At 69.3% G+C, this 19,095-nt stretch carries 14 protein-coding genes and 1 tRNA gene; 3 read left to right on the top strand and 12 right to left on the bottom strand.

What is annotated here, in order from left to right; all coding sequences use genetic code 11:
- Window positions 1-2,667, bottom strand: a complete 2,667-nt coding sequence (gene polA, locus JLI01S_RS00365) for a DNA polymerase I (RefSeq protein WP_068258423.1) — start codon at window positions 2,665-2,667, stop codon at window positions 1-3.
- A gap of 84 nt (window positions 2,668-2,751) precedes the next feature.
- Between polA and JLI01S_RS00370 the strand changes: the two genes are divergently transcribed.
- Genes JLI01S_RS00370 through JLI01S_RS00380 form a run of 3 tightly spaced genes read left to right on the top strand, consistent with a single transcriptional unit; the run spans window position 2,752 to window position 5,612 of the window.
- Window positions 2,752-3,177, top strand: a complete 426-nt coding sequence (locus JLI01S_RS00370; protein ID WP_068258428.1) for a PaaI family thioesterase — start codon at window positions 2,752-2,754, stop codon at window positions 3,175-3,177.
- Complete coding sequence (locus tag JLI01S_RS00375; RefSeq protein WP_068258430.1) at window positions 3,178-4,842, top strand: hypothetical protein; 1,665 nt, start codon at window positions 3,178-3,180, stop codon at window positions 4,840-4,842.
- 17 nt (window positions 4,843-4,859) lie between these two features.
- Window positions 4,860-5,612 carry a DUF554 domain-containing protein gene (locus tag JLI01S_RS00380; RefSeq protein WP_084349072.1) on the top strand — a complete coding sequence of 251 codons (753 nt, stop codon included), beginning with the start codon at window positions 4,860-4,862 and terminating at the stop codon, window positions 5,610-5,612.
- Window positions 5,613-5,627: 15 nt separating this feature from the next.
- Here the strand turns inward: JLI01S_RS00380 and JLI01S_RS00385 are convergent, their stop codons facing one another.
- The 11 genes from JLI01S_RS00385 to trpC all read right to left on the bottom strand — a co-directional run bounded on the left by JLI01S_RS00385 (window position 5,628) and on the right by trpC (window position 19,095).
- Window positions 5,628-6,227, bottom strand: coding sequence for an ANTAR domain-containing response regulator (locus JLI01S_RS00385; protein ID WP_068258587.1), 600 nt, complete (start codon window positions 6,225-6,227; stop codon window positions 5,628-5,630).
- 28 nt (window positions 6,228-6,255) lie between these two features.
- Window positions 6,256-6,341 (bottom strand) — tRNA-Leu (locus tag JLI01S_RS00390).
- A gap of 45 nt (window positions 6,342-6,386) precedes the next feature.
- The gene (gene pyk / locus JLI01S_RS00395; protein ID WP_068258435.1) at window positions 6,387-7,883 is read right to left on the bottom strand and encodes a pyruvate kinase; all 1,497 of its coding nucleotides are present in this window, start codon (window positions 7,881-7,883) and stop codon (window positions 6,387-6,389) included.
- A 73-nt stretch (window positions 7,884-7,956) separates the two neighbouring features.
- Window positions 7,957-9,414 carry a glutamate synthase subunit beta gene (locus JLI01S_RS00400; RefSeq protein WP_068258436.1) on the bottom strand — a complete coding sequence of 486 codons (1,458 nt, stop codon included), beginning with the start codon at window positions 9,412-9,414 and terminating at the stop codon, window positions 7,957-7,959.
- Entirely contained in the window at window positions 9,407-13,969 is a 4,563-nt protein-coding gene (gene gltB, locus JLI01S_RS00405) for a glutamate synthase large subunit (protein WP_439645556.1), read from the bottom strand. The genes JLI01S_RS00400 and gltB overlap by 8 nt, the downstream gene beginning before the upstream one ends.
- A 130-nt stretch (window positions 13,970-14,099) precedes the next feature.
- Window positions 14,100-14,975 carry a prolipoprotein diacylglyceryl transferase gene (lgt, locus tag JLI01S_RS00410; protein ID WP_068258438.1) on the bottom strand — a complete coding sequence of 292 codons (876 nt, stop codon included), beginning with the start codon at window positions 14,973-14,975 and terminating at the stop codon, window positions 14,100-14,102.
- Complete coding sequence (locus JLI01S_RS00415) at window positions 14,972-15,775, bottom strand: DsbA family protein (protein WP_068258439.1); 804 nt, start codon at window positions 15,773-15,775, stop codon at window positions 14,972-14,974. The genes lgt and JLI01S_RS00415 overlap by 4 nt, the downstream gene beginning before the upstream one ends.
- Entirely contained in the window at window positions 15,772-16,254 is a 483-nt protein-coding gene (locus JLI01S_RS00420) for a MauE/DoxX family redox-associated membrane protein (protein ID WP_068258442.1), read from the bottom strand. The genes JLI01S_RS00415 and JLI01S_RS00420 overlap by 4 nt, the downstream gene beginning before the upstream one ends.
- Window positions 16,251-17,048: a tryptophan synthase subunit alpha gene (trpA, locus tag JLI01S_RS00425; RefSeq protein ID WP_068258444.1), complete on the bottom strand. Its 798-nt coding sequence runs from the start codon at window positions 17,046-17,048 to the stop codon at window positions 16,251-16,253. Before trpA ends, JLI01S_RS00420 begins: the two co-directional genes overlap by 4 nt.
- Window positions 17,045-18,292: a tryptophan synthase subunit beta gene (gene trpB, locus JLI01S_RS00430; protein ID WP_068258589.1), complete on the bottom strand. Its 1,248-nt coding sequence runs from the start codon at window positions 18,290-18,292 to the stop codon at window positions 17,045-17,047. Before trpB ends, trpA begins: the two co-directional genes overlap by 4 nt.
- An 11-nt stretch (window positions 18,293-18,303) precedes the next feature.
- Window positions 18,304-19,095, bottom strand: a complete 792-nt coding sequence (gene trpC, locus JLI01S_RS00435; protein WP_068258446.1) for an indole-3-glycerol phosphate synthase TrpC — start codon at window positions 19,093-19,095, stop codon at window positions 18,304-18,306.

The following is a 19,095-nucleotide window of genomic DNA, read 5'->3' on the forward strand; positions in this document are numbered from 1 at the left end:
TCAGTGCGCGGCTTCGTGCCAGCTACGACCTCGCCCGACCGAAACGTCGAGAGGGACATCCATCTCGACGGCGCTGCCCATCTCGCGACGGACCAGCGCCTCGACGGCCGCATCCTCGTCCTCGGTCACCTCGATGACCAGCTCGTCATGGACCTGGAGCAGCACACGCGAGCTCAGCCCGTCCTGCGTGAGGGCACGGTCGACCCGGAGCATCGCCATCTTCATGATGTCTGCCGCCGACCCCTGGATGGGGGCGTTGAGCGCCATCCTCTCGGCCATCTGCCGACGCTGGCGGTTGTCGCTCGTCAGGTCCGGCAAGTAGCGCCGACGCCCGAGCATCGTCTCGGTGTAGCCCGTCGCCCGTGCCCGATCGACGATCTCCTCCAGGTAGTCACGGACACCGCCGAACCGCTGGAAGTACTCCTCCATCAGGTCGGTGGCCTCACCGGTCGAGATCCCCAGCTGCTTGCTCAGGCCAAAGGCGCTCAGACCGTAGGCCAGGCCGTAGGACATCGCCTTGACCTTGCTGCGCATCTCGGCGGTGACGCCCTCGGGCTCGACCCCGAAGACCTTGGCCCCGACGAAGCGGTGCAGGTCCTCGCCGGTGCGGAAGGCCTCGATGAGCCCCTCGTCACCTGACAGATGGGCCATCACCCGCATCTCGATCTGGCTGTAGTCCGCAGACATCAGGGACTCGTAGCCGGTGCCGACCACGAAGACCTCACGGATGCGGCGTCCCTCCTCGGTGCGGATCGGGATGTTTTGCAGGTTGGGGTCGGTCGAGGACAGACGCCCGGTGGCAGCGATCGTCTGCTGGTAGGTCGTGTGGATCCGCGCGTCATCCGCCACGGACTTGATCAGGCCCTCCACGGTGACGCGCAGACGAGTGGCGTCACGGTGTCGCAGGAGGGCCTCGAGGAAGGGGTGCTCTGTCTTGGCGTACAGATCAACCAGGGCGTCGGCGTCCGTCGTGTAGCCCGTCTTGGTCTTGCGTGTCTTGGGCAGACCCAAGGTGTCGAAGAGCACCGCCTGCAGCTGCTTGGGCGACCCGAGGTTGATCTGCTCGTCGCCGATCGCGGCCCACGCGTCCGTCTGGGCCGTCGCCACCTTGGCGGCGAAGGCGGCCTCCAGCGTGGACAGCGCACCGGAGTCGACGGCGATCCCATGGGCTTCCATCTGGGCGAGGACACCCACCACGGGGAGCTCGACCTCACGCATGAGATGGGTGCCGCCGGTCTCCTCCACCTGCTCCTCGAGGACCGGGGCGAGCTCGACGGCGGCGGCCGCCCTGATCATCGAGGAGCGTCCTGCCTCGGAGTCGTCGGCGGAGAAGTCGAGCATCCCCTGGTCAACGGCCTCCTCGCCGCCCGACAGGTCGCGACCCAGGTGGCGTACCGCCAGGTCGGCCAGGTCATAGGACCGCTGGTCGGGCCGCACGAGGTAGGCCGCGATGGCGGTGTCGACGGCCAGCCCCTGGAGCGGGAGCCCGGAGGACGCGAGCGCGAGCAGCGGCCCCTTGGCGTCGTGGAGCACCTTGGGACGCTCGCTGTCAGAGAGCCAGGACCGCAGCGCGTCTTCGTCGGGGCCGGCGAGTGAGTCGACGTCGATGAAGGCAGCGACCCCGGCAACCGTCGCGAGCCCCAGACCGGTCACCTCTCCGCGGCCTCTGCCCCACTCCCCCACGACGTCCACTCCGAGACGGCCGACGCCGTGCTCGTCGAGCCATGGTCCGACGGCGCCTTCGCCCAGGATGCTCCCGTCGATCTCGACCCCACCGCTCACCTCGGACTCGGCAGTGTCGAAGGTGGCGAAGAGGCGATCGCGCAGGACCCGGAACTCCAGGCTGTCGAAAAGGGTGTGGACCTTTTCGCGGTCCCACTCCCTGCGCTCGAGGTCGGCGATGCCGACCGGCACCGGGACGTCACGGAGCAGGCCGTTGAGGCGCCGGTTGCGCAGGACCTGGTCGATGTTGTCCCGCAAGGACTGGCCGGCCTTGCCACCGATCTGATCGATGGCCGCCACGATCCCGGAGAGGTCGCCGTGGGCGTTGATCCACTTGGCTGCCGTCTTGGGACCGACGCCGGGAACGCCCGGCAGGTTGTCGCTCTGCTCGCCGACGAGCGCGGCGAGGTCGCTGTAGAGGTGCGGGCCGACGCCGTACTTGTCGGTGACTGCGTCCGGCGTCATCCGCGCCAGGTCCGACACTCCCTTTTTGGGGTAGAGGACGGTCGAGCGCTCATCGACGAGCTGCAGCGTGTCCCTGTCGCCGGAGCAGATCAGGACGTCCATCCCCGCCTCACGACCCTGCGTGGCCAAGGTGGCGATGACATCATCCGCCTCGTAGCCCTCGAGCTGGACGTGGCTGATGTTCAGCGCGTCCAGGACCTCCTGGAGCAGTGGAATCTGGCCGGCGAAGGCGTCGGGCGTCGCGCTGCGTCCGGCCTTGTACTCCGGGTACTCCGCACTGCGGAAGTTGGCGCGAGAGACATCGAAGGCCACCGCGACGTGGGTCGGCTCCTCGTCCCGCAGCACATTGATGAGCATCGCGACGAAGCCGTACACACCATTGGTGTGCTGGCCCGTGCTCGTCGAGAAGTTCTCCGCGGGGAGCGCGAAGAAGGCCCGGTAGGCCAGGGAATGTCCATCCAGAAGCAGCAGTCGACTCACGCTCGACACCCTATGCGCTTGGTCCGACAGGACTGCGTCGTGGCAGGCTGTGCGAGACCTTGGACCACTGCACAGGAGACTCACATGACCCAGTCGTTCGCGCCGAGCCTCGACGAGCTCAACGGCAACCGGGGCCCCCTGGCCGAGACGATGGGCATCGAGGTCCTCGAGGCCACCAGCGACAGGGTCGTGGCGCGGATGCCCGTCGAGGGCAACACCCAGCCCTACGGGATCCTCCACGGGGGCGCCAGCGTGGTCCTCGCCGAGACGATCGGCTCGATCGGCTCCGCTCTGCACGCACACGCCCTCGGCAAGATCGCGGTCGGGCTCGACATCAACGCCACCCACCACCGTGCTGCGCGCTCGGGGTGGGTCACCGCCGTCGCCGTCCCCGTCACCCTCGGCGGGAGTGTGGCGTGCTACGAGGTGACGATCAGCGACGACGAGGGTCGTCGTACCTGCACCTCACGCATCACCTGCATCCTGCGCGACCTCCCGCCCGGCGCCTGAGTGGGACGCGCCCTCCCTCGCCTCGACCTGCGTGCGCTCGCCCGTCAGTGGGACCCACGGTTGTGGACGACCACGGATCGGCTCGTCGCGCTCGCGGTCGTGGCAGTGCTCGTCGGACCGGTCCTGGCCGCCCTCCAGGCCATCACGCACGGCTGGCAGCCCAACGGTGATGACGCGACCATCGCGCTGCGCACCGCCGGCATCCTTGACGGGCACCTTCCCGTCACGGGGATGCGCAGCACCTCCGGAGACGGCATCGACGAGAGCCTGTCGACGCACCACCTGGGGCCGCTCCAGTTCTATCTGCTCGCGATGCCTCTGGCGCTGAGCGGCGGGTCGGCCTTGGGCATCGCAGCCGGCGGGGCCATCATCGCGGCCACCGCCTCGGTGCTCAGCGTCGTGTGGGCGCGCCGTCTCGGGGGCGCTCTCGGCGTCATCGTCTTCACCAGCGGGGTCCTGCTCACCCAGTGGGCCATCGGGACCGAAGCGATGTTCCGGCCCTTCAACCCCTACGCCCCTTTGCTGCCCACCTACCTCTCGCTCGTGCTCCTGTGGGCACTGGCACGCGACGACCGTCGGGCGCTGGCTCCCTTCGTCGTGGCGGTCTCGCTCATCGCACAGTCCAATCTCGCCTTCCTCCCCCTCGCGCTGGCCCTCACGGTGATGGCCGCCAGCCTGCTCCTGTGGCCCCGCCGGCGGACGCCGTCCCGGGCCGTGGGCCGCCAGCACCGATGGGCCCTGGGCCTCGGCGTCGCCGTGTGGCTCCCGAGCATCATCGAGCTCCTGGTGCATCACCCCAACAACCTCACCCAGCTGATCAGGTGGGCCACCTCGGGCACCGGCACGCCGATCGGCTTCGTCGCGGGTGCCAAGCACCTCAACCTCATCGCCCCCGGACCGGGCGGCTTCCGTCGGTCCACGCAGGACCTGCTCGTCGACGGCACCGGACCGGCCACGGTGCTGGGTCTCGTCCTGCTGCTCCTCCTCATCGCGATCTCCACCGGTTACCGGGTCCCTCAGGGACGGGCGAGCAGCGCATGGCCGGCACGGGTGGCGCTCGCCGCCAACCTCGGGATGTTGCTGACCGCATCGCGCCTCCCGGAGTGGCCGCTGGCTCCCTACTGGGTGATCACCTGGCTCCCGGTGGCCGCCTTCACGTGGGCAGCCCTCGTCTGGCGCGGGCTGGCCTATCTGAGTACCGCCCGTCCGGATCTGCCGGCCCGAGTCGCCCTGCCCCTGGGTGGTGGTCTCGCGATCGGTGGGGTCCTGGCGAGCACCTTTGCGCTGTCGCCGGCATGGGCCGAGATCGACTCGATGACGCAGGTGGCCCGCACCACCGGCGACGACCTCGGGCCGGGCGCAGGGCGGCATGTCCAGATCAACGGGCTCGGCTTCGCGCCCACACTCGGTGCTGCACCAGCGGTGGCCTGGCAGGCCCACCGACAGGGCTGGCAGCCGCACTTCCTCACCCCGTGGCCCTTCCCCGAGGACAGCGAGGAGCTCTGGATCGAGACCACGCCCGAGGGGTCCGATCGTCTCTACATCTCCGACAGCACCCAGCCGGAGCTCCTCAAGGACATCTCCGCCTCGGCACAGCACGTGGGCACGATCCCCTTGCAGCACCGAGAGGGCGAGCTCAGCGTCTATCGTGACCTCGGCAGCTGACGAGACAAGGAGACACCGTGGACTTCATCGGGGCCGGCACGGTGCTCAACGTGCTCACGGTCGTTGCCGGGGCGCTGCTCGGCATGGCCATCGGAGGTCGACTCCCCCAGCACACCCGTGACGTCGTCACCGACTGCCTCGGCCTCGTCACCCTGCTCATGGCGGGCCTGTCCGTCATGGACGTCACCTCGCCGGCCCTCGTCGATGCCGTCGGGTCCGGCACACCGGTCCTCATCGTCCTGGGCTCGCTGCTCATCGGCAGCGTGGTGGGCTCGCTCCTGGGCATCGAGCGGTGGCTGGGCACCCTGGCCGGTCGCGTCCAGACCATCGTCGGTCGAGGCAACAACGACTCCGAGGGGCGCGAGCGCTTCATCGAGGGCTGGCTGACCGCGAGCCTGCTCTTCTGCGTCGGGCCGCTCACCATCCTGGGGTCCCTGGACGACGGGCTCGGCCGAGGCATCGACAAGCTCGCGCTCAAGTCGGTGCTCGACGGCTTCGCGGCCCTGGCCTTCGCCTCGACCTTCGGTGTGGGCGTCCTGCTCTCGGCCGTGAGCGTGGCCGTCATCCAAGGGTCGCTGACGATCCTCGGCGTCGGTCTCGGCGCCCTGCTGCCTGACGCACACATCGCCGCGCTCACGGCGACGGGCGGCCTGATCCTCGTGGGGATCGCCCTGCGGTTGCTGCGGATCCGTCAGATCCCCGTCGGGGACATGCTGCCCGCGTTGATCGTCGCTCCCCTGCTCACCCAGCTCGTCATCACGCTGGGTTGAGCCGGACGGGAGCGCTCAGGCCTTGTCCATCCCCGCGACGACGGCATCGGCGACCTCGCGCATCCCCAGACGGCGGTCCATCGCCGTCTTCTGGATCCAGCGGAAGGCCTCGGCCTCGGTGATCTTCAGCTTCTTCATCAGCACGCCCTTGGCCTTCTCGACGGCCTTGCGCGTCTCGAGCCGCTCGCCGAGATCGGCGACCTCGGACTCCAGTGCCTTCAGCTCCGCCCAGCGGGAGGTTGCGACCTCGATCGCGGGCGTGACATCGGAGACGGTGAAGGGCTTGACGATGTAGGCCATGACGCCGGCGTCGCGCGCCCGCTCCACGAGCTCCTTCTGCGAGAAGGCCGTGAGCATGATCACGGGGCAGATGCGCTTGTCACCGATCGTCTCGGCTGCCGTCAGCCCGTCCATGACGGGCATCTTGACGTCCATGATGATCAGGTCCGGGCGCAGCGAGTCGGCGAGCGAGACTGCCTCCTCGCCGTTGCTGGCCTGGCCGACGACGTCATAGCCGGCGTCGGTGAGCATCTCGGCGAGGTCGAGACGGATCAGCGCCTCGTCCTCGGCGAGCAGCACCCGCAGGCCCTGCTGGCTCTCGGTGTCCGCCGTCATGGTCGATCCTCCGTCGTTGGTGAACATCTGGTGCCGAGGGCGGGACTTGAACCCGCACGCCCTTGCGGGCAGAGCATTTTGAGTGCTCCGTGTCTGCCATTCCACCACCCCGGCGGGAGTGCGCCGCAAGCATACCGACCGAAGGGGGGTGCTCCCGACTCAGCCCATCCCGCCGGGCAGCGCGCCGACCGTGTCGTCCGGGATGTCGTCTGCTCCGTCCTGGTAGGCGATGGCCGTCTTGTTCTTGGCGTCGCCGATCCGGTGCACCCGCATCGCATTGGTCGACCCGGGCACGCCGGGGGGTGACCCGGCGACGATGACCACCCGGTCACCCTCCTGGGCCCAGCCGAGCTCGAGCAGCCGCTCGTCGACCATCAGTGCGTACTGGTCGGTGTGCGTCACCGCCGGAGTGAGGAAGGTCTGCATCCCCCACACCAGCGACAGCTGGGAACGGGTGTCCTGCACCGGGGAGAAGGCGAGCATCGGCAGCCCCGAGCGCACCTGTGCCAGACGGCGCGCGGAGCCACCGGTCTGGGTGAAGGCGATCAGGTACTTCACGCCGAGGGCCTCGCCTGCCTCGGCCGCCGCAGCGGCGATCACCCCGCCCTGGGTCGTGGGCGGCCCCATGAGGTCGCGCATCCGGCTCAGGCCCTCCTCCTCGGTGGTCTCGATGATCTTGGACATCGTCTTGATCACCTCGATGGGGAACTTGCCGACCGCGGTCTCCCCGGAGAGCATGAGGGCGTCCGCCCCATCGAGCACCGCGTTGGCGGCATCACTGGCCTCCGCCCGGGTCGGTCGCGAGTTCTCGATCATCGACTCCAGTACCTGCGTGGCGACGATGACCGGCTTCGCCTTCTGCCGGCACAGCTCGACGGCCCGCTTCTGCACGATCGGGACCTGCTCGAGCGGCAGCTCCACCCCGAGGTCGCCTCGGGCGACCATGATCCCGTCGAAGGCGTCGATGATCTCCTCGAGGGCCTGGACCGCCTGCGGCTTCTCGATCTTGGCGATGACGGGCAGACGTACCCCGACCTCGTCCATGATCTCGTGGACGCGGGTGATGTCCTGTGCCGACCGGACGAAGCTGAGCGCGATGTAGTCGGCACGCAGACCGAGGGCCCACCGCAGGTCCTGCTCGTCCTTGTCCGACAGTGCGGGGGCGCTCACGGCCGCACCGGGCAGGTTGATCCCCTTGTTGTTGGACAGCGGGCCGCCATAGACGACGACACAGCGCACGTCGGTCTCGTCGACGTCGTGCACGGCCAGGGTGATCTTGCCGTCGTCGACGAGGATCGTGTCGCCGGCGCTGACGTCACCGGCGAGGCCCGGATAGGTCGTACCGACGACCTCTTGGTCACCAGGGACATCCCGGGTCGTGATGGTGAAGTGGTCTCCGGCGGACAGCACGATCGGACCGTCCGCGAATCGCCCGGTACGGATCTTGGGTCCCTGGAGGTCGACGAGGATGCCCACCGCGTGGCCGGTCGCGTCGCTCGCCTCCCGGACGCTGCGGTAGTTGGCCTCGTGGACCGAGTACTCACCGTGCGAGAGGTTGAGCCGGGCGACGTCCATGCCGGCAGAGACGAGCTCGCGGATGCGCTCTGGGGTCGAGGTGGAAGGGCCGAGGGTGGCTACGATCTTGGCGCGACGCATGCTTCCAGCCTATGACCATGACGAAGGGAGCGGGACCACCGCCGCGGTCACGCCCCCTTCGTCATCGGTGCTCTCAGGCGATCAGCGGCCGATCGCTCGGGTTGATCGGCCGCGGCAGCTGCGATGTGCCCATGAGGTAGCTGTCCACCCCGTGAGCGGCCGCGCGACCTTCGGCGATGGCCCAGACGATGAGCGACTGCCCGCGACCCGCGTCGCCGGCGACGAAGACGCCGTCGACGCCGGTCTGGTAGTCGGTACCGCGCACGATGTTGGAGCGCTCGTCGGTCTCGACACCCAGCTGGGCGACGACGCCGGCCGGCTCGGGGCCGAGGAAGCCCATCGCCAGGAGCACGAGCTGCGCCGGCAGGACCCGCTCGGTGCCCTCGACCGGCGCGAAGCCGGAGTCGGTGCGCTCGACCTCGGTCAGACGCAGGCCGGAGACCGCGCCGTCCTCGTCACCGATGATCTCCGTCGTGGAGACGGCATAGACCCGGTCACCGCCCTCCTCGTGGGCGGAGGCGACCCGGAAGAGCATCGGGTAGGTGGGCCAGGGCTGGTTGCCCGGACGGTCCGCACCCGGCTGGGGCATGATCTCGAGGCTCGTGACCGAACGGGCACCCTGCCGGATCGAGGTGCCGAGGCAGTCGGCTCCGGTGTCACCACCTCCGATGATGATGACGTCCTTGCCTTCCGCGGTGACCTGTCCCTCGACCTCTTCACCGAGTGCGACCCGGTTGGCCGGCGGCAGGAAGTCCATCGCCTGGAGCACGCCGTCCAGCTCACGACCGGGGACCGGCAGGTCGCGCGGGACGGTCGATCCGACGGCCAGGACGACCGCGTCGTACCGGTCGCGCAGCTGCTGACCCGTGATCTCGGCGCCGATGTCGACGCCTGAGCGGAAGCGGGTGCCTTCGGCCTTCATCTGCTGGATGCGGCGGTCGACGATCCGCTTCTCCATCTTGAACTCCGGGATGCCGTAGCGCAGCAGTCCGCCGGGCTTGTCCGCACGCTCGTAGACGGCGACGGTGTGTCCGGCGCGGGTCAGCTGCTGCGCGGCGGCCAAGCCGGCCGGTCCGGAGCCGACGACGGCGACGGTCTTGCCGGTGAGACGGTCGGGGATCTGCGGCGGGACGTCACCGCGACCGAAGGCCTCCTCGATCGTCGTCACCTCGATCTGCTTGATCGTGACGGCCGGCTGGTTGATGCCGAGCACGCACGCGGTCTCGCAGGGGGCCGGGCAGAGCCGACCGGTGAACTCCGGGAAGTTGTTGGTCGCGTGCAACCGCTCGATGGCGTCATGCCAGTCGCCGCGCCACGCGAGGTCATTCCACTCGGGGATGAGGTTGCCCAGGGGGCAGCCCGAGTGGCAGAAGGGGATGCCGCAGTCCATGCAGCGACCCGCTTGTCGCTGCAGCTGTCCTGCCTGCTGCTCCTCGTAGACCTCCTTCCAGTCCTTGATGCGCACGTCGACGGGTCGACGCGCGGGCAGCTCGCGCTCGCGAGTGGTGAGAAAGCCGGTCGGGTCAGCCACGGGAAGCCTCCATGATCCGGTCCCAGACCTGCGTGCCGTCGAGGTCGAGGCCCTCGGCCTCGGCAGCGGCACGCACGTCGAGGACGCGCTGGTAGTCGCGGGGCAGGACGAGCGAGATGCGGTCGTAGGCCGCCTCTCCCTCGTCGAGCAACCGCTGGGCGACGGCGGAGCCGGTGTGCTCGAGGTGCTGGGTGAGCAGCTCGAGCACGACCTCGCGGTCGGCGGTGCGAAGGGGGGTGACGTCGACGAGGTCGGGGTTGACCAAGGACTCGTCGAGGTCGAGGACGAAGGCATTGCCTCCGGACATGCCGGCCGCGAAGTTGCGGCCGGTGGGGCCGAGGACGAGGACCGTGCCACCGGTCATGTACTCGCACCCATGGTCACCGACGCCCTCGACGACCGCGGAGGCGCCGGAGTTGCGCACGCAGAAGCGTTCGCCGACGACGCCACGCAGGAAGAGCTGACCGGAGGTTGCGCCGTAGCCGATGACATTGCCGGCGATGACATTGTCCTCGGCGACATAGCGCGCGTCCTCGGGCGGACGGACGATGACCCGGCCGCCGGAGAGGCCCTTGCCCACGTAGTCGTTGGCGTCACCGACCATCGTCAGGGTGATGCCCCGGGGCAGGAAGGCCCCCAGGCTCTGACCGGCCGACCCGGTGAAGGTCAGCTCGATGGTGCCGTCGGGCAGTCCCTCGGGGTGCTGCTTGGTCACCTCGTGCCCGAGCATCGTGCCCAGGGTCCGGTTGACATTGCGGACCGGGAACTCACCCGTGACGGTCGCGCCGTCCGCGAGAGCGGGCTGCGCGAGCTCGATCAGCTGGTGGTCGAGCGCGGCGTCCAGACCGTGCTCCTGGCCCTTGGTGTGCCGGACCCCGGAGCCATCCGGGGAAGCGACCTTGGCGAAGATCGGGCCGAGGTCGAGGCCGGAGGCCTTCCAGTGGTCGATGGCCTTGCGGGTGTCGAGCAGGTCGACGCGTCCGATGGCCTCCTCGAGCGTGCGGAAGCCCAGCTCGGCGAGCAGCTCTCGCACCTCCTCGGCGATGTACTCGAAGAAGGTCTCGACGAACTCGGGCTGGCCCGAGTAGCGCGCGCGCAGCTCGGGGTTCTGCGTGGCGATGCCGACGGGGCAGGTGTCGAGGTGGCAGACCCGCATGAGGATGCAGCCGCTGACGACGAGCGGGGCGGTCGCGAAGCCGAACTCCTCCGCCCCGAGCAGGGCGCCGATGATCACGTCACGCCCGGTCTTGATCTGACCGTCCACCTGCACGACGATCCGGTCTCGCAGGCCGTTGAGGACCAAGGTCTGCTGCGTCGATGCCAGGCCGAGCTCCCAGGGGCCGCCCGCGTGCTTGAGCGAGGTGAGCGGCGAGGCGCCGGTGCCGCCGTCGTGACCGGAGATGAGCACCACGTCGGCGTGCGCCTTGCTCACGCCGGCCGCGACCGTACCCACCCCGATCTCGCTGACGAGCTTGACGTGCACGCGCGCCTGCGGGTTGGCGTTCTTTAGGTCGTGGATCAGCTGGGCCAGGTCCTCGATCGAGTAGATGTCGTGGTGCGGCGGCGGGCTGATCAGGCCGACGCCGGGTGTGGAGTGCCGGGTGCGCGCCACCCACGGGTAGACCTTGGGACCGGGCAGCTGCCCCCCTTCGCCCGGCTTGGCGCCCTGGGCCATCTTGATCTGGATGTCATCGCTGTTGGTCAGGTAGGCCGACGTGACGCCGAAGCGACCGGAGGCGACCTGCTTGATCGAGCTGCGACGCTCCGGGTCCATGAGGCGCTCGAGGTCCTCACCGCCCTCACCGGTGTTGGAGCGGGCACCGAGGCGATTCATCGCCACCGCGAGGGTCTCGTGTGCCTCCTGGCTGATCGAGCCATAGCTCATGGCGCCGGTGGAGAAGCGCTTGATGATCGCGCCGATCGGCTCGACCTCGTCGATGGGGATCGAGGGACGCTCCTCGCCATCGGCGAGGGCGAAGAGCCCACGGAGGGTCATCAGTCGTTCCGACTGCTCGTTGACCCGGGCCGTGTACTGCTTGAAGATGTCGTAGCGGCGGGCCCGCGTGGAGTGCTGGAGCCGGAAGACGGTGTCGGGATCGAAGAGGTGTGGCTCGCCCTCACGGCGCCACTTGTACTCGCCGCCGTCCTCGAGCTTGCGGTGCGGCGGGCGCATCCCCTCCGGCGGGTAGGCCGTGGCGTGGCGGGCCGTTGCCTCGGCGGCGATGACGTCGAGACCGACCCCACCGAGCTGGCTCACGGTGCCGGTGAAGTACTCGTCGACGAGCTCCTGGCTCAGGCCGAGCGCCTCGAAGACCTGTGCGCCACGGTAGGAGGCGACAGTCGAGATGCCCATCTTGGACATCACCTTCAGCACGCCCTTGCCGAGTGCCTTGATGAGGTTGCGGACCGCGGTCTCCTCGTCGACCTCGGTGATGACCTCACGTCGGACCATGTCCTCGACGGACTCCATCGCGAGGTAGGGGTTGACCGCCGCTGCGCCATAGCCGATGAGCAGCGCGACGTGGTGGACCTCGCGGACGTCACCGGCCTCGACGATGAGGCCGACCTGGGTACGGGTCTTCTCGCGGATGAGGTGGTGATGCACGGCCGAGGTGAGCAGGAGCGAGGGGATCGGCGCCAGGTCCCGACCGGAGTCCCGGTCGGACAGGACGATGAAGCGTGCGCCCTCGGCGATCGCCTCGGAGACCTCGGAGCAGATCCGGGTGAGCTCCGCTCGCAGACCCTCCTCGCCAGCCAAGACGTCGAAGCGGCCGCGCACGACGTGGCTGGCGCGTCCCGCGTGGTCACGGTCGGCGTCGATGTGGACGATCTTGGCCAGCTCGTCGTTGTCGATGACCGGGAAGGGCAGCACGACCTGGCGGGCGTGCTGCGGGTCGACCGAGAGGATGTTGCCCTCCGGCCCGATGGCCGTGCCCAGCGCGGTGACGAGCTCCTCGCGGATGGAGTCCAGCGGCGGGTTGGTCACCTGCGCGAAGACCTGGGTGAAGTAGTCGAAGACCAGCCGGGGCTTCTGCGAAAGGACGGCGATGGGTGTGTCGGTGCCCATCGACCCGAGAGCCTCCATGCCCGTGCTCGCCATCGGCGTCAGCAGGATCTTCAGCTCCTCCTGCGTGTAGCCGAAGGTCTGCTGGCGTCGGGCCACGGACGCCGGTGTGTGCAGGATGTGCTCGCGCGGCGGAAGGTCGCCGAGCATGATGCGGTTGGTGTCGAGCCACTCGCCGTAGGGGTGCTCCCCCGCCAGCTGGCCCTTGATCTCCTCGTCCTCGATGATCCGTCCTTCGACGGTGTCGACGAGGAACATCCGGCCCGGCATGAGCCGGCCCTTCTGGACCACGTGCTCGGGATCGAGCTCCAGGACCCCCGACTCGGAGGCAAGCACGACGAGTCCGTCATCGGTGACCCAGTAGCGGCCCGGTCGCAGGCCGTTGCGGTCCAGGACCGCACCGGCGTAGCGGCCGTCGGTGAAGGTGACGCACGCGGGCCCGTCCCACGGCTCCATGAACATCGAGTGGAACTCGTAGAAGTCCTTGAGCTCCTGGGGCATCGTCGCGTGGTTCTCCCACGCCTCGGGGATCATCATCAGCACCGAGTGCGGAAGGGAGCGACCGCCCAGGTGGAGCAGCTCCAAGACCTCGTCGAAGGACGCGGAGTCGGAGGCCTCGGGCGCGCAGATCGGCATGATCCGCTGCAGGTCGCCGGGGATGATGTCGCTGGAGAGCAGCGACTCCCGCGCCCGCATCCAGTTGCGGTTGCCCTTGACCGTGTTGATCTCGCCGTTGTGGGCGATGAAGCGGAAGGGGTGGCTGAGCGGCCAGCTCGGGAAGGTGTTGGTGGAGAAGCGCGAGTGGACGAGCGCCAGCTCGCTCTCGAAGCGCTCATCGGACAGGTCCGGGTAGAAGGGCTCGAGCTGACCCGTCGTGAGCATCCCCTTGTAGACCATCGTTCGCGCGGAGAGCGAGGAGAAGTAGACACCGGTCTCGCGCTCTGCCCGCTTGCGGGTCACGAAGGCCAGCCGCTCCAACGTCAGGCCGGAGACCTCGCCACCGGGCGCTGCGACGAAGAGCTGCCAGAAGTCGGGCATGCAGTCGCGGGCCATCTGACCGACGATGTCGCGCTGGACGGGGACCTGACGCCAGCCGAGGACCTGCAGGCCCTCCTCCTTGGCGATCGCCTCGATGCGCTGGGTCATCGCCTCGCGCTCGGCCGCGTCGGTCGGCACATAGGCCGTCCCGACGGCGTAATGGCCGGGCTCGGGCAGGGCGAAGTCGACGACCTCGCGGAAAAATCGGTCGGGAACCTGCGACAGGATGCCCGCGCCATCACCAACGAGCGGGTCGGCGCCGGTGGCGCCACGGTGCTCGAGGTTGGTCAGGGCCAGCAGTGCGTGCTCGACGATGTCGTGACCCGCGTGGCCACGCATGGTGGCGACCATGGCCACACCACAGGCGTCCTTTTCGGCGTCCCGCCGGTACAGGGCGGTGTCAGGGGGAAGTGCCGACCAGCGCTCATAAGGGGAGAAGGACTTTGGGGTCACGTCGGTCACCGTCCTCGGTGTCTGGGATCGAGAAGACACCCGGCATTCGCGTGGCGAACGACGGGCGCTTCGTCATGGGTGGGCGCGGACGTCGACGGCCGCGGTGCGCTGAGTGTACAGCGCGTTTGTCTTACCTAGTGAGAGTTGAATTCTCACTAGGTGAGATGTTCGCCTCTGCACTCTCTCCGGTCCTACGACCGAAGGTGATGTAGAAAACCACACCGAGGGCGAAGACGATGATGCTCGTCCAGATGTTGACGCGCAGGCCGAAGATCGTGTTGGCCGCATCCGTGCGGATCATCTCGATGAACAGCCGCCCGACGGGGTAGCCGGCGATGTACAGGGCCATGACCTGCCCGGGCACGAAGCGGATGCGTCGATCCAGGGCGAGGATGAGCACGGCGAGCGCGAGCAGGAAGAGCGACTCGTAGAGGAAGGTCGGGTGGAAGGTCCCCAGCACGATGGGATCGCCGGCCGCGTCCACAGCAGCCCGACCCGCGCCGCTGTCCCACCGGTGGATCTCCAACCCCCACGGCAGGTCGGTCCTGGGACCGTAGATCTCGTTGTTGAACCAGTTGCCCCAGCGGCCGATGGCCTGGGCGACGAGGATGCCCGGCACCACGGCATCAGCGAAGGTCAGGAAGCGCACGCCCTCCTTGCGGCAGCCGATCCAGGCGCCCAGCGCACCGAGGGCGACGGCACCCCAGATCCCGAGCCCGCCGTTCCAGATCTTGAGCGCGTCGATGGGGCTTCCCTCGTCGCCGAAGTACGGCTGGGGGGTGGTGATCACGTGGTAGAGCCGGCCACCGATGATCCCGAAGGGGACGGCCCACATGGCGATGTCCAGGACGACACCGGGCTCTCCCCCACGGTCCTGCAGGCGCCGGTCACCCATCCAGATGGCCACGAAGATCCCCGCGAGGATGCAGAGCGCATAGGCATGGATCGTCAGGGGGCCGAGCTCGATGACCCCGACGCTGGGCGAAGGGAGGGCTGCCGGGATCACTGCTTCTGCACCAGGTCCGCGGGGACCGTGCCGGAGGTGAGGATCTTGGTCAGCGTGGCCGTGTCCGCCGTGCGGGTGTTCGGGTCGACGAGAGCGCCCCAGCTGAGCTTGGTGCCGTCGACCTCGATGACCGGCGTGCCGGTGATTCCGGCCTTGACCGAGGCGTCGTCGACACTCTTGACGTAGTCGACGTACGTGCCCTTGTCGGTGCACTCCTGCCAAGCGGTGAGCCGGTCACCGGAGAGGCCGGCGTCCTCGGCCGCCTGGGTGTAGTCCTCCGTGGGGAAACCGGCACTGGTCTCCTGCGCGGGCTGGAGCGCGAAGAGCGCCGAGTGGTACTCCTCCCAGGCGCCCTCGTCGGCCGCGCACACCGCGCTGGAGCCGGCCACCGCCGACGACTCGCCACCGGTGTTGGCATCGATCACGGTCTTGAGGTGGACCCGCAGACGGATCTTGCCGTCCTGGGCCAGCCGGTTGATCGTGCCGCCCATCGACTGCTCGAAGACCTGGCAGATGGGGCAGCGGAAGTCCTCGTAGACGTCGACGACCGGGGCGTCCTTGGCAGGCTTGGCCGCAGCGAAGGGCTCGATCGGCTCCCCCTTGGTCACGCCGTCGGGCAGTTGGCTGGCGCCCCCCGCGGTGCCGCCACCGGTGTCCCGGGCGGACCAGATGACGCCACCGACGATCAGGGCGATCGCCAGGACGACGACGATGCCAGCGACCACGATGACATTGGCGCCCCCGCCTGCTGCGGCCTTGCCGGCTGCCTGCGCCTTGGCCTTGCGGTCGTTGGTGGTCATGCTGACTCCTTGTGGGCAGGGAAGAGGGCCCGGTCGAGGCCCAGGGTGGATGCGGGTCGGACGACGAGCCACGCGCCGCACAGGGCGAGCGCCAGGTCGCGGGCGATCTCCCGGCCGTACTTGGTCTGGCTGGCATCGATCTGGCCACCACCGCCGAAGCAGCCACAGTCGATGCTCAGGCCCCGCGCCCACGCCTGGGCGATGCCGATGACGAAGGCGACCATGAGCAGCGTGCCGATGGTGGCCGAGACCCGGGTGAACAGGCCGAGGACCAGGAGGACACCAATGACGATCTCCACCCACGGGAGGGCGTAGCCGACCCAGCGCGCCACCTCGAAGGGCATGACGTCGTAGGCCTGCACTGCTCTGGCCGCCCCCAGCGGCTTGCCGACCTTGAGGCCACCGGCCACGAGGAGGACGACGCCGAGGACCAGGCGTGTGACCAGACCGATGTGGTCGCGCACCCGGGCAGCGGTCACGCTCGGCCTCGGACGCCCTCGGCGAGCTCTTCGGTGAGGACGCGCAGCGCGGCCAGCCCCTCGTCGCGGCCACGGTCGAGGAGCGTCGCCACCAGGGCGGACCCGACGATGACGCCGTCGGCGAAGGAGGCGACCTCGGCCGCCTGTGCGCCATTGCTCACGCCCAGACCCACGCAGAGGGGCAGGTCGGTCGCCTCACGCAGCCGGGCGACGAGCTGGGGGGCGCTGCTGCCGACGCTGCCGCGGGTCCCGGTGATGCCCATCGTGGAGGCCGTGTAGACGAAGCCACTACTGGCCCCGGTCACCACCGACAGTCGCTCCGTCGTCGAGCTCGGGGCGACGAGGAAGATCCGATCCAGGCCGTGGCGCTCGCTGGCCTCGCGCCACTCACCGGCCTCCTCGGGGATGAGGTCCGGCGTGATCATGCCGACCCCACCGGCGGCCGCCAGGTCAGCCGCGTAGCGGTCGACGCCGCGTCGCAGGACGAGGTTCCAGTAGGACATGACGACGGGGACGGCACCGGCGTCGCGGACCGCGGCGGTCGCGCGGAAGACGTCGTCGACCTGAACCCCCTTGGCCAGGGCCTCGGTCGCGGCCCGCTGGATGACGGGACCGTCCATCACGGGGTCGCTGTAGGGCATGCCGACCTCGACGATGTCGGCGCCGGCCTGCGCCAGAGTGGCCATCGCGGCGAGGGAGCCCTCGACGTCGGGGTAACCGACGGGCAGGTACCCGATGAGGGCGGCGCGGCCCTCGGCCTTGCAGCGGTCGAAGACCTCGCTGAGCGCGCTCATGCGTCTGTGTCCTTGTCGACCAGGCCGAACCACTCGGCCGCGGTGTGCATGTCCTTGTCGCCGCGCCCCGAGAGGTTGACGAGGAGCAGGGCGTCCGGGCCGAGCTCCTTGCCCACGTCGAGCGCCGCGGCGAGGGCGTGCGCGGACTCGAGCGCCGGGATGATGCCCTCGGTGCGGCAGAGCAGCTGGAAGGCGTGCATCACCTGCTCGTCCGTGGCGTAGCGGTACTCGGCCCGCCCGCTGTCGCGCAGGTAGGAGTGCTCCGGCCCGACGCTGGGATAGTCCAGACCGGCCGAGATGGAGTGCGTCTCCAGCGTCTGACCCTCGTCGTCCTGCATGAGGTAGCTCATCGCGCCGTGCAGCACCCCGGGCTCCGCCGTGGCGAAGCGGGCAGCGTGACGCCCGGTGTCGATGCCGTCGCCGCCGGCCTCGACCCCGATCAGGCGAACACCCTCGTCGGTGACGAAGCGGTGGAAGATCCCCATGGCATTGGAACCGCCACCGACACAGGCGATCACCGCGTCGGGCAGACGGCCGGTCAGCTCGAGGACCTGTCCGCGGGCCTCCTCGCCGATGATCTTGTGGAAGTCGCGGACCATCTCGGGGAAGGGGTGGGGTCCGGTGACGGTGCCGAGCACGTAGTGCGTGTGGTCGACATTGGTCACCCAGTCGCGCATGGCCTCGTTGATGGCGTCCTTGAGCGTCGCGCTGCCGTGCTCGACGGCCACGACGGTGGCGCCGAGGATCTTCATCCGCGCGACATTGAGGGCCTGCCGCTCGGTGTCGACCTTGCCCATGTAGATCGTGCACTCCAGGCCCATGAGCGCTGCGGCGGTGGCGGTGGCCACTCCGTGCTGCCCGGCCCCGGTCTCGGCGATGACCCGACGCTTGCCCATGCGCTTGGTCAGCAGCGTCTGGGCGAGCACGTTGTTGATCTTGTGGCTGCCCGTGTGGTTGAGGTCCTCGCGCTTGAGGATGATCCGGGCACCGCCGGCGTGCTCGGCGAAGCGCGGGACCTCGGTGATGATGCTCGGGCGACCCGTGTAGGTGCGGTGGAGCGTGGCCAGCTCGTCGATGAACTCGGGGTCGACCAGCGCCTTCTGCCGGGCCTCGTCCAGCTCCTCGAGCGCGGGGATGAGGGCCTCGGGGACATATCGCCCACCGAAGGCTCCGAAGCGGCCCGGGACGTGGACCTGCGCGGGGGTGGCCTCTGGCTGCTCGGTCGCTGGCTGCTCGGTGGTCATCTCGTCCTCACTCATGCGCGGGTTGCCGCCTCGATCATCGACCGGACTCCGGCAGCGGGGTCGCCACCGATGACGAGGGCCTCACCGACGAGGATCGCGTCGGCGCCGGCCCGCGCGAAGAGCGCGGCCTCCTGCGGCCCACGGACGCCGGACTCGGCGACCCGCACGCACGAAGGGGGGATCAGCGGCGCCAGGCGGGCGAAGGTGTCGGTGTCGACGGCCAGCGTCTTGAGGTTGCGGTTGTTGACCCCGATGACCGTGGCACCTGCGTCGACCGCTCGCGTCGCCTCGGCCTCGTCGTGGACCTCGACGAGGCAGGTCATGCCGAGCGACCCGGCGAGCGCCATGAGATCGGCCAGGCGTCGGTCGTCCAGTGCCGCGACGATGAGCAGGATGATGTCCGCGCCGTGGGCGCGGGCCTCCCACACCTGGTACTCGCTGACCATGAAGTCCTTGCGCAGGACCGGCACATCGACCGCCGCACGCACGGCGTCGAGGTCCTCGAGGCTACCGTTGAAGCGGCGCTGCTCGGTGAGGACGGAGATGGCACTCGCTCCCCCGGCCTCGTAGGCACTGGCGAGCGCGGCGGGGTCGGGGATCTCCGCGAGCGCGCCCTTGCTCGGGCTGGTGCGCTTGACCTCCGCGACGACGGAGAGTCCGGGGCTGCGCAGGAGCGCCTCCGCGTCCCGCGGGGCAGGCATCCCGTCGCACTGCCGCTGCAGGCGCTCGAGCGAGGTGTGGGCCTCGCGTCCGGCGAGGTCTTCACGGACCCCTGCGATGATCTGGTCGAGGACGCTGGGCAT

The organism is Janibacter limosus NBRC 16128 (genome assembly GCF_001570985.1).
GTDB classification, from domain to species: Bacteria; Actinomycetota; Actinomycetes; order Actinomycetales; family Dermatophilaceae; genus Janibacter; species Janibacter limosus.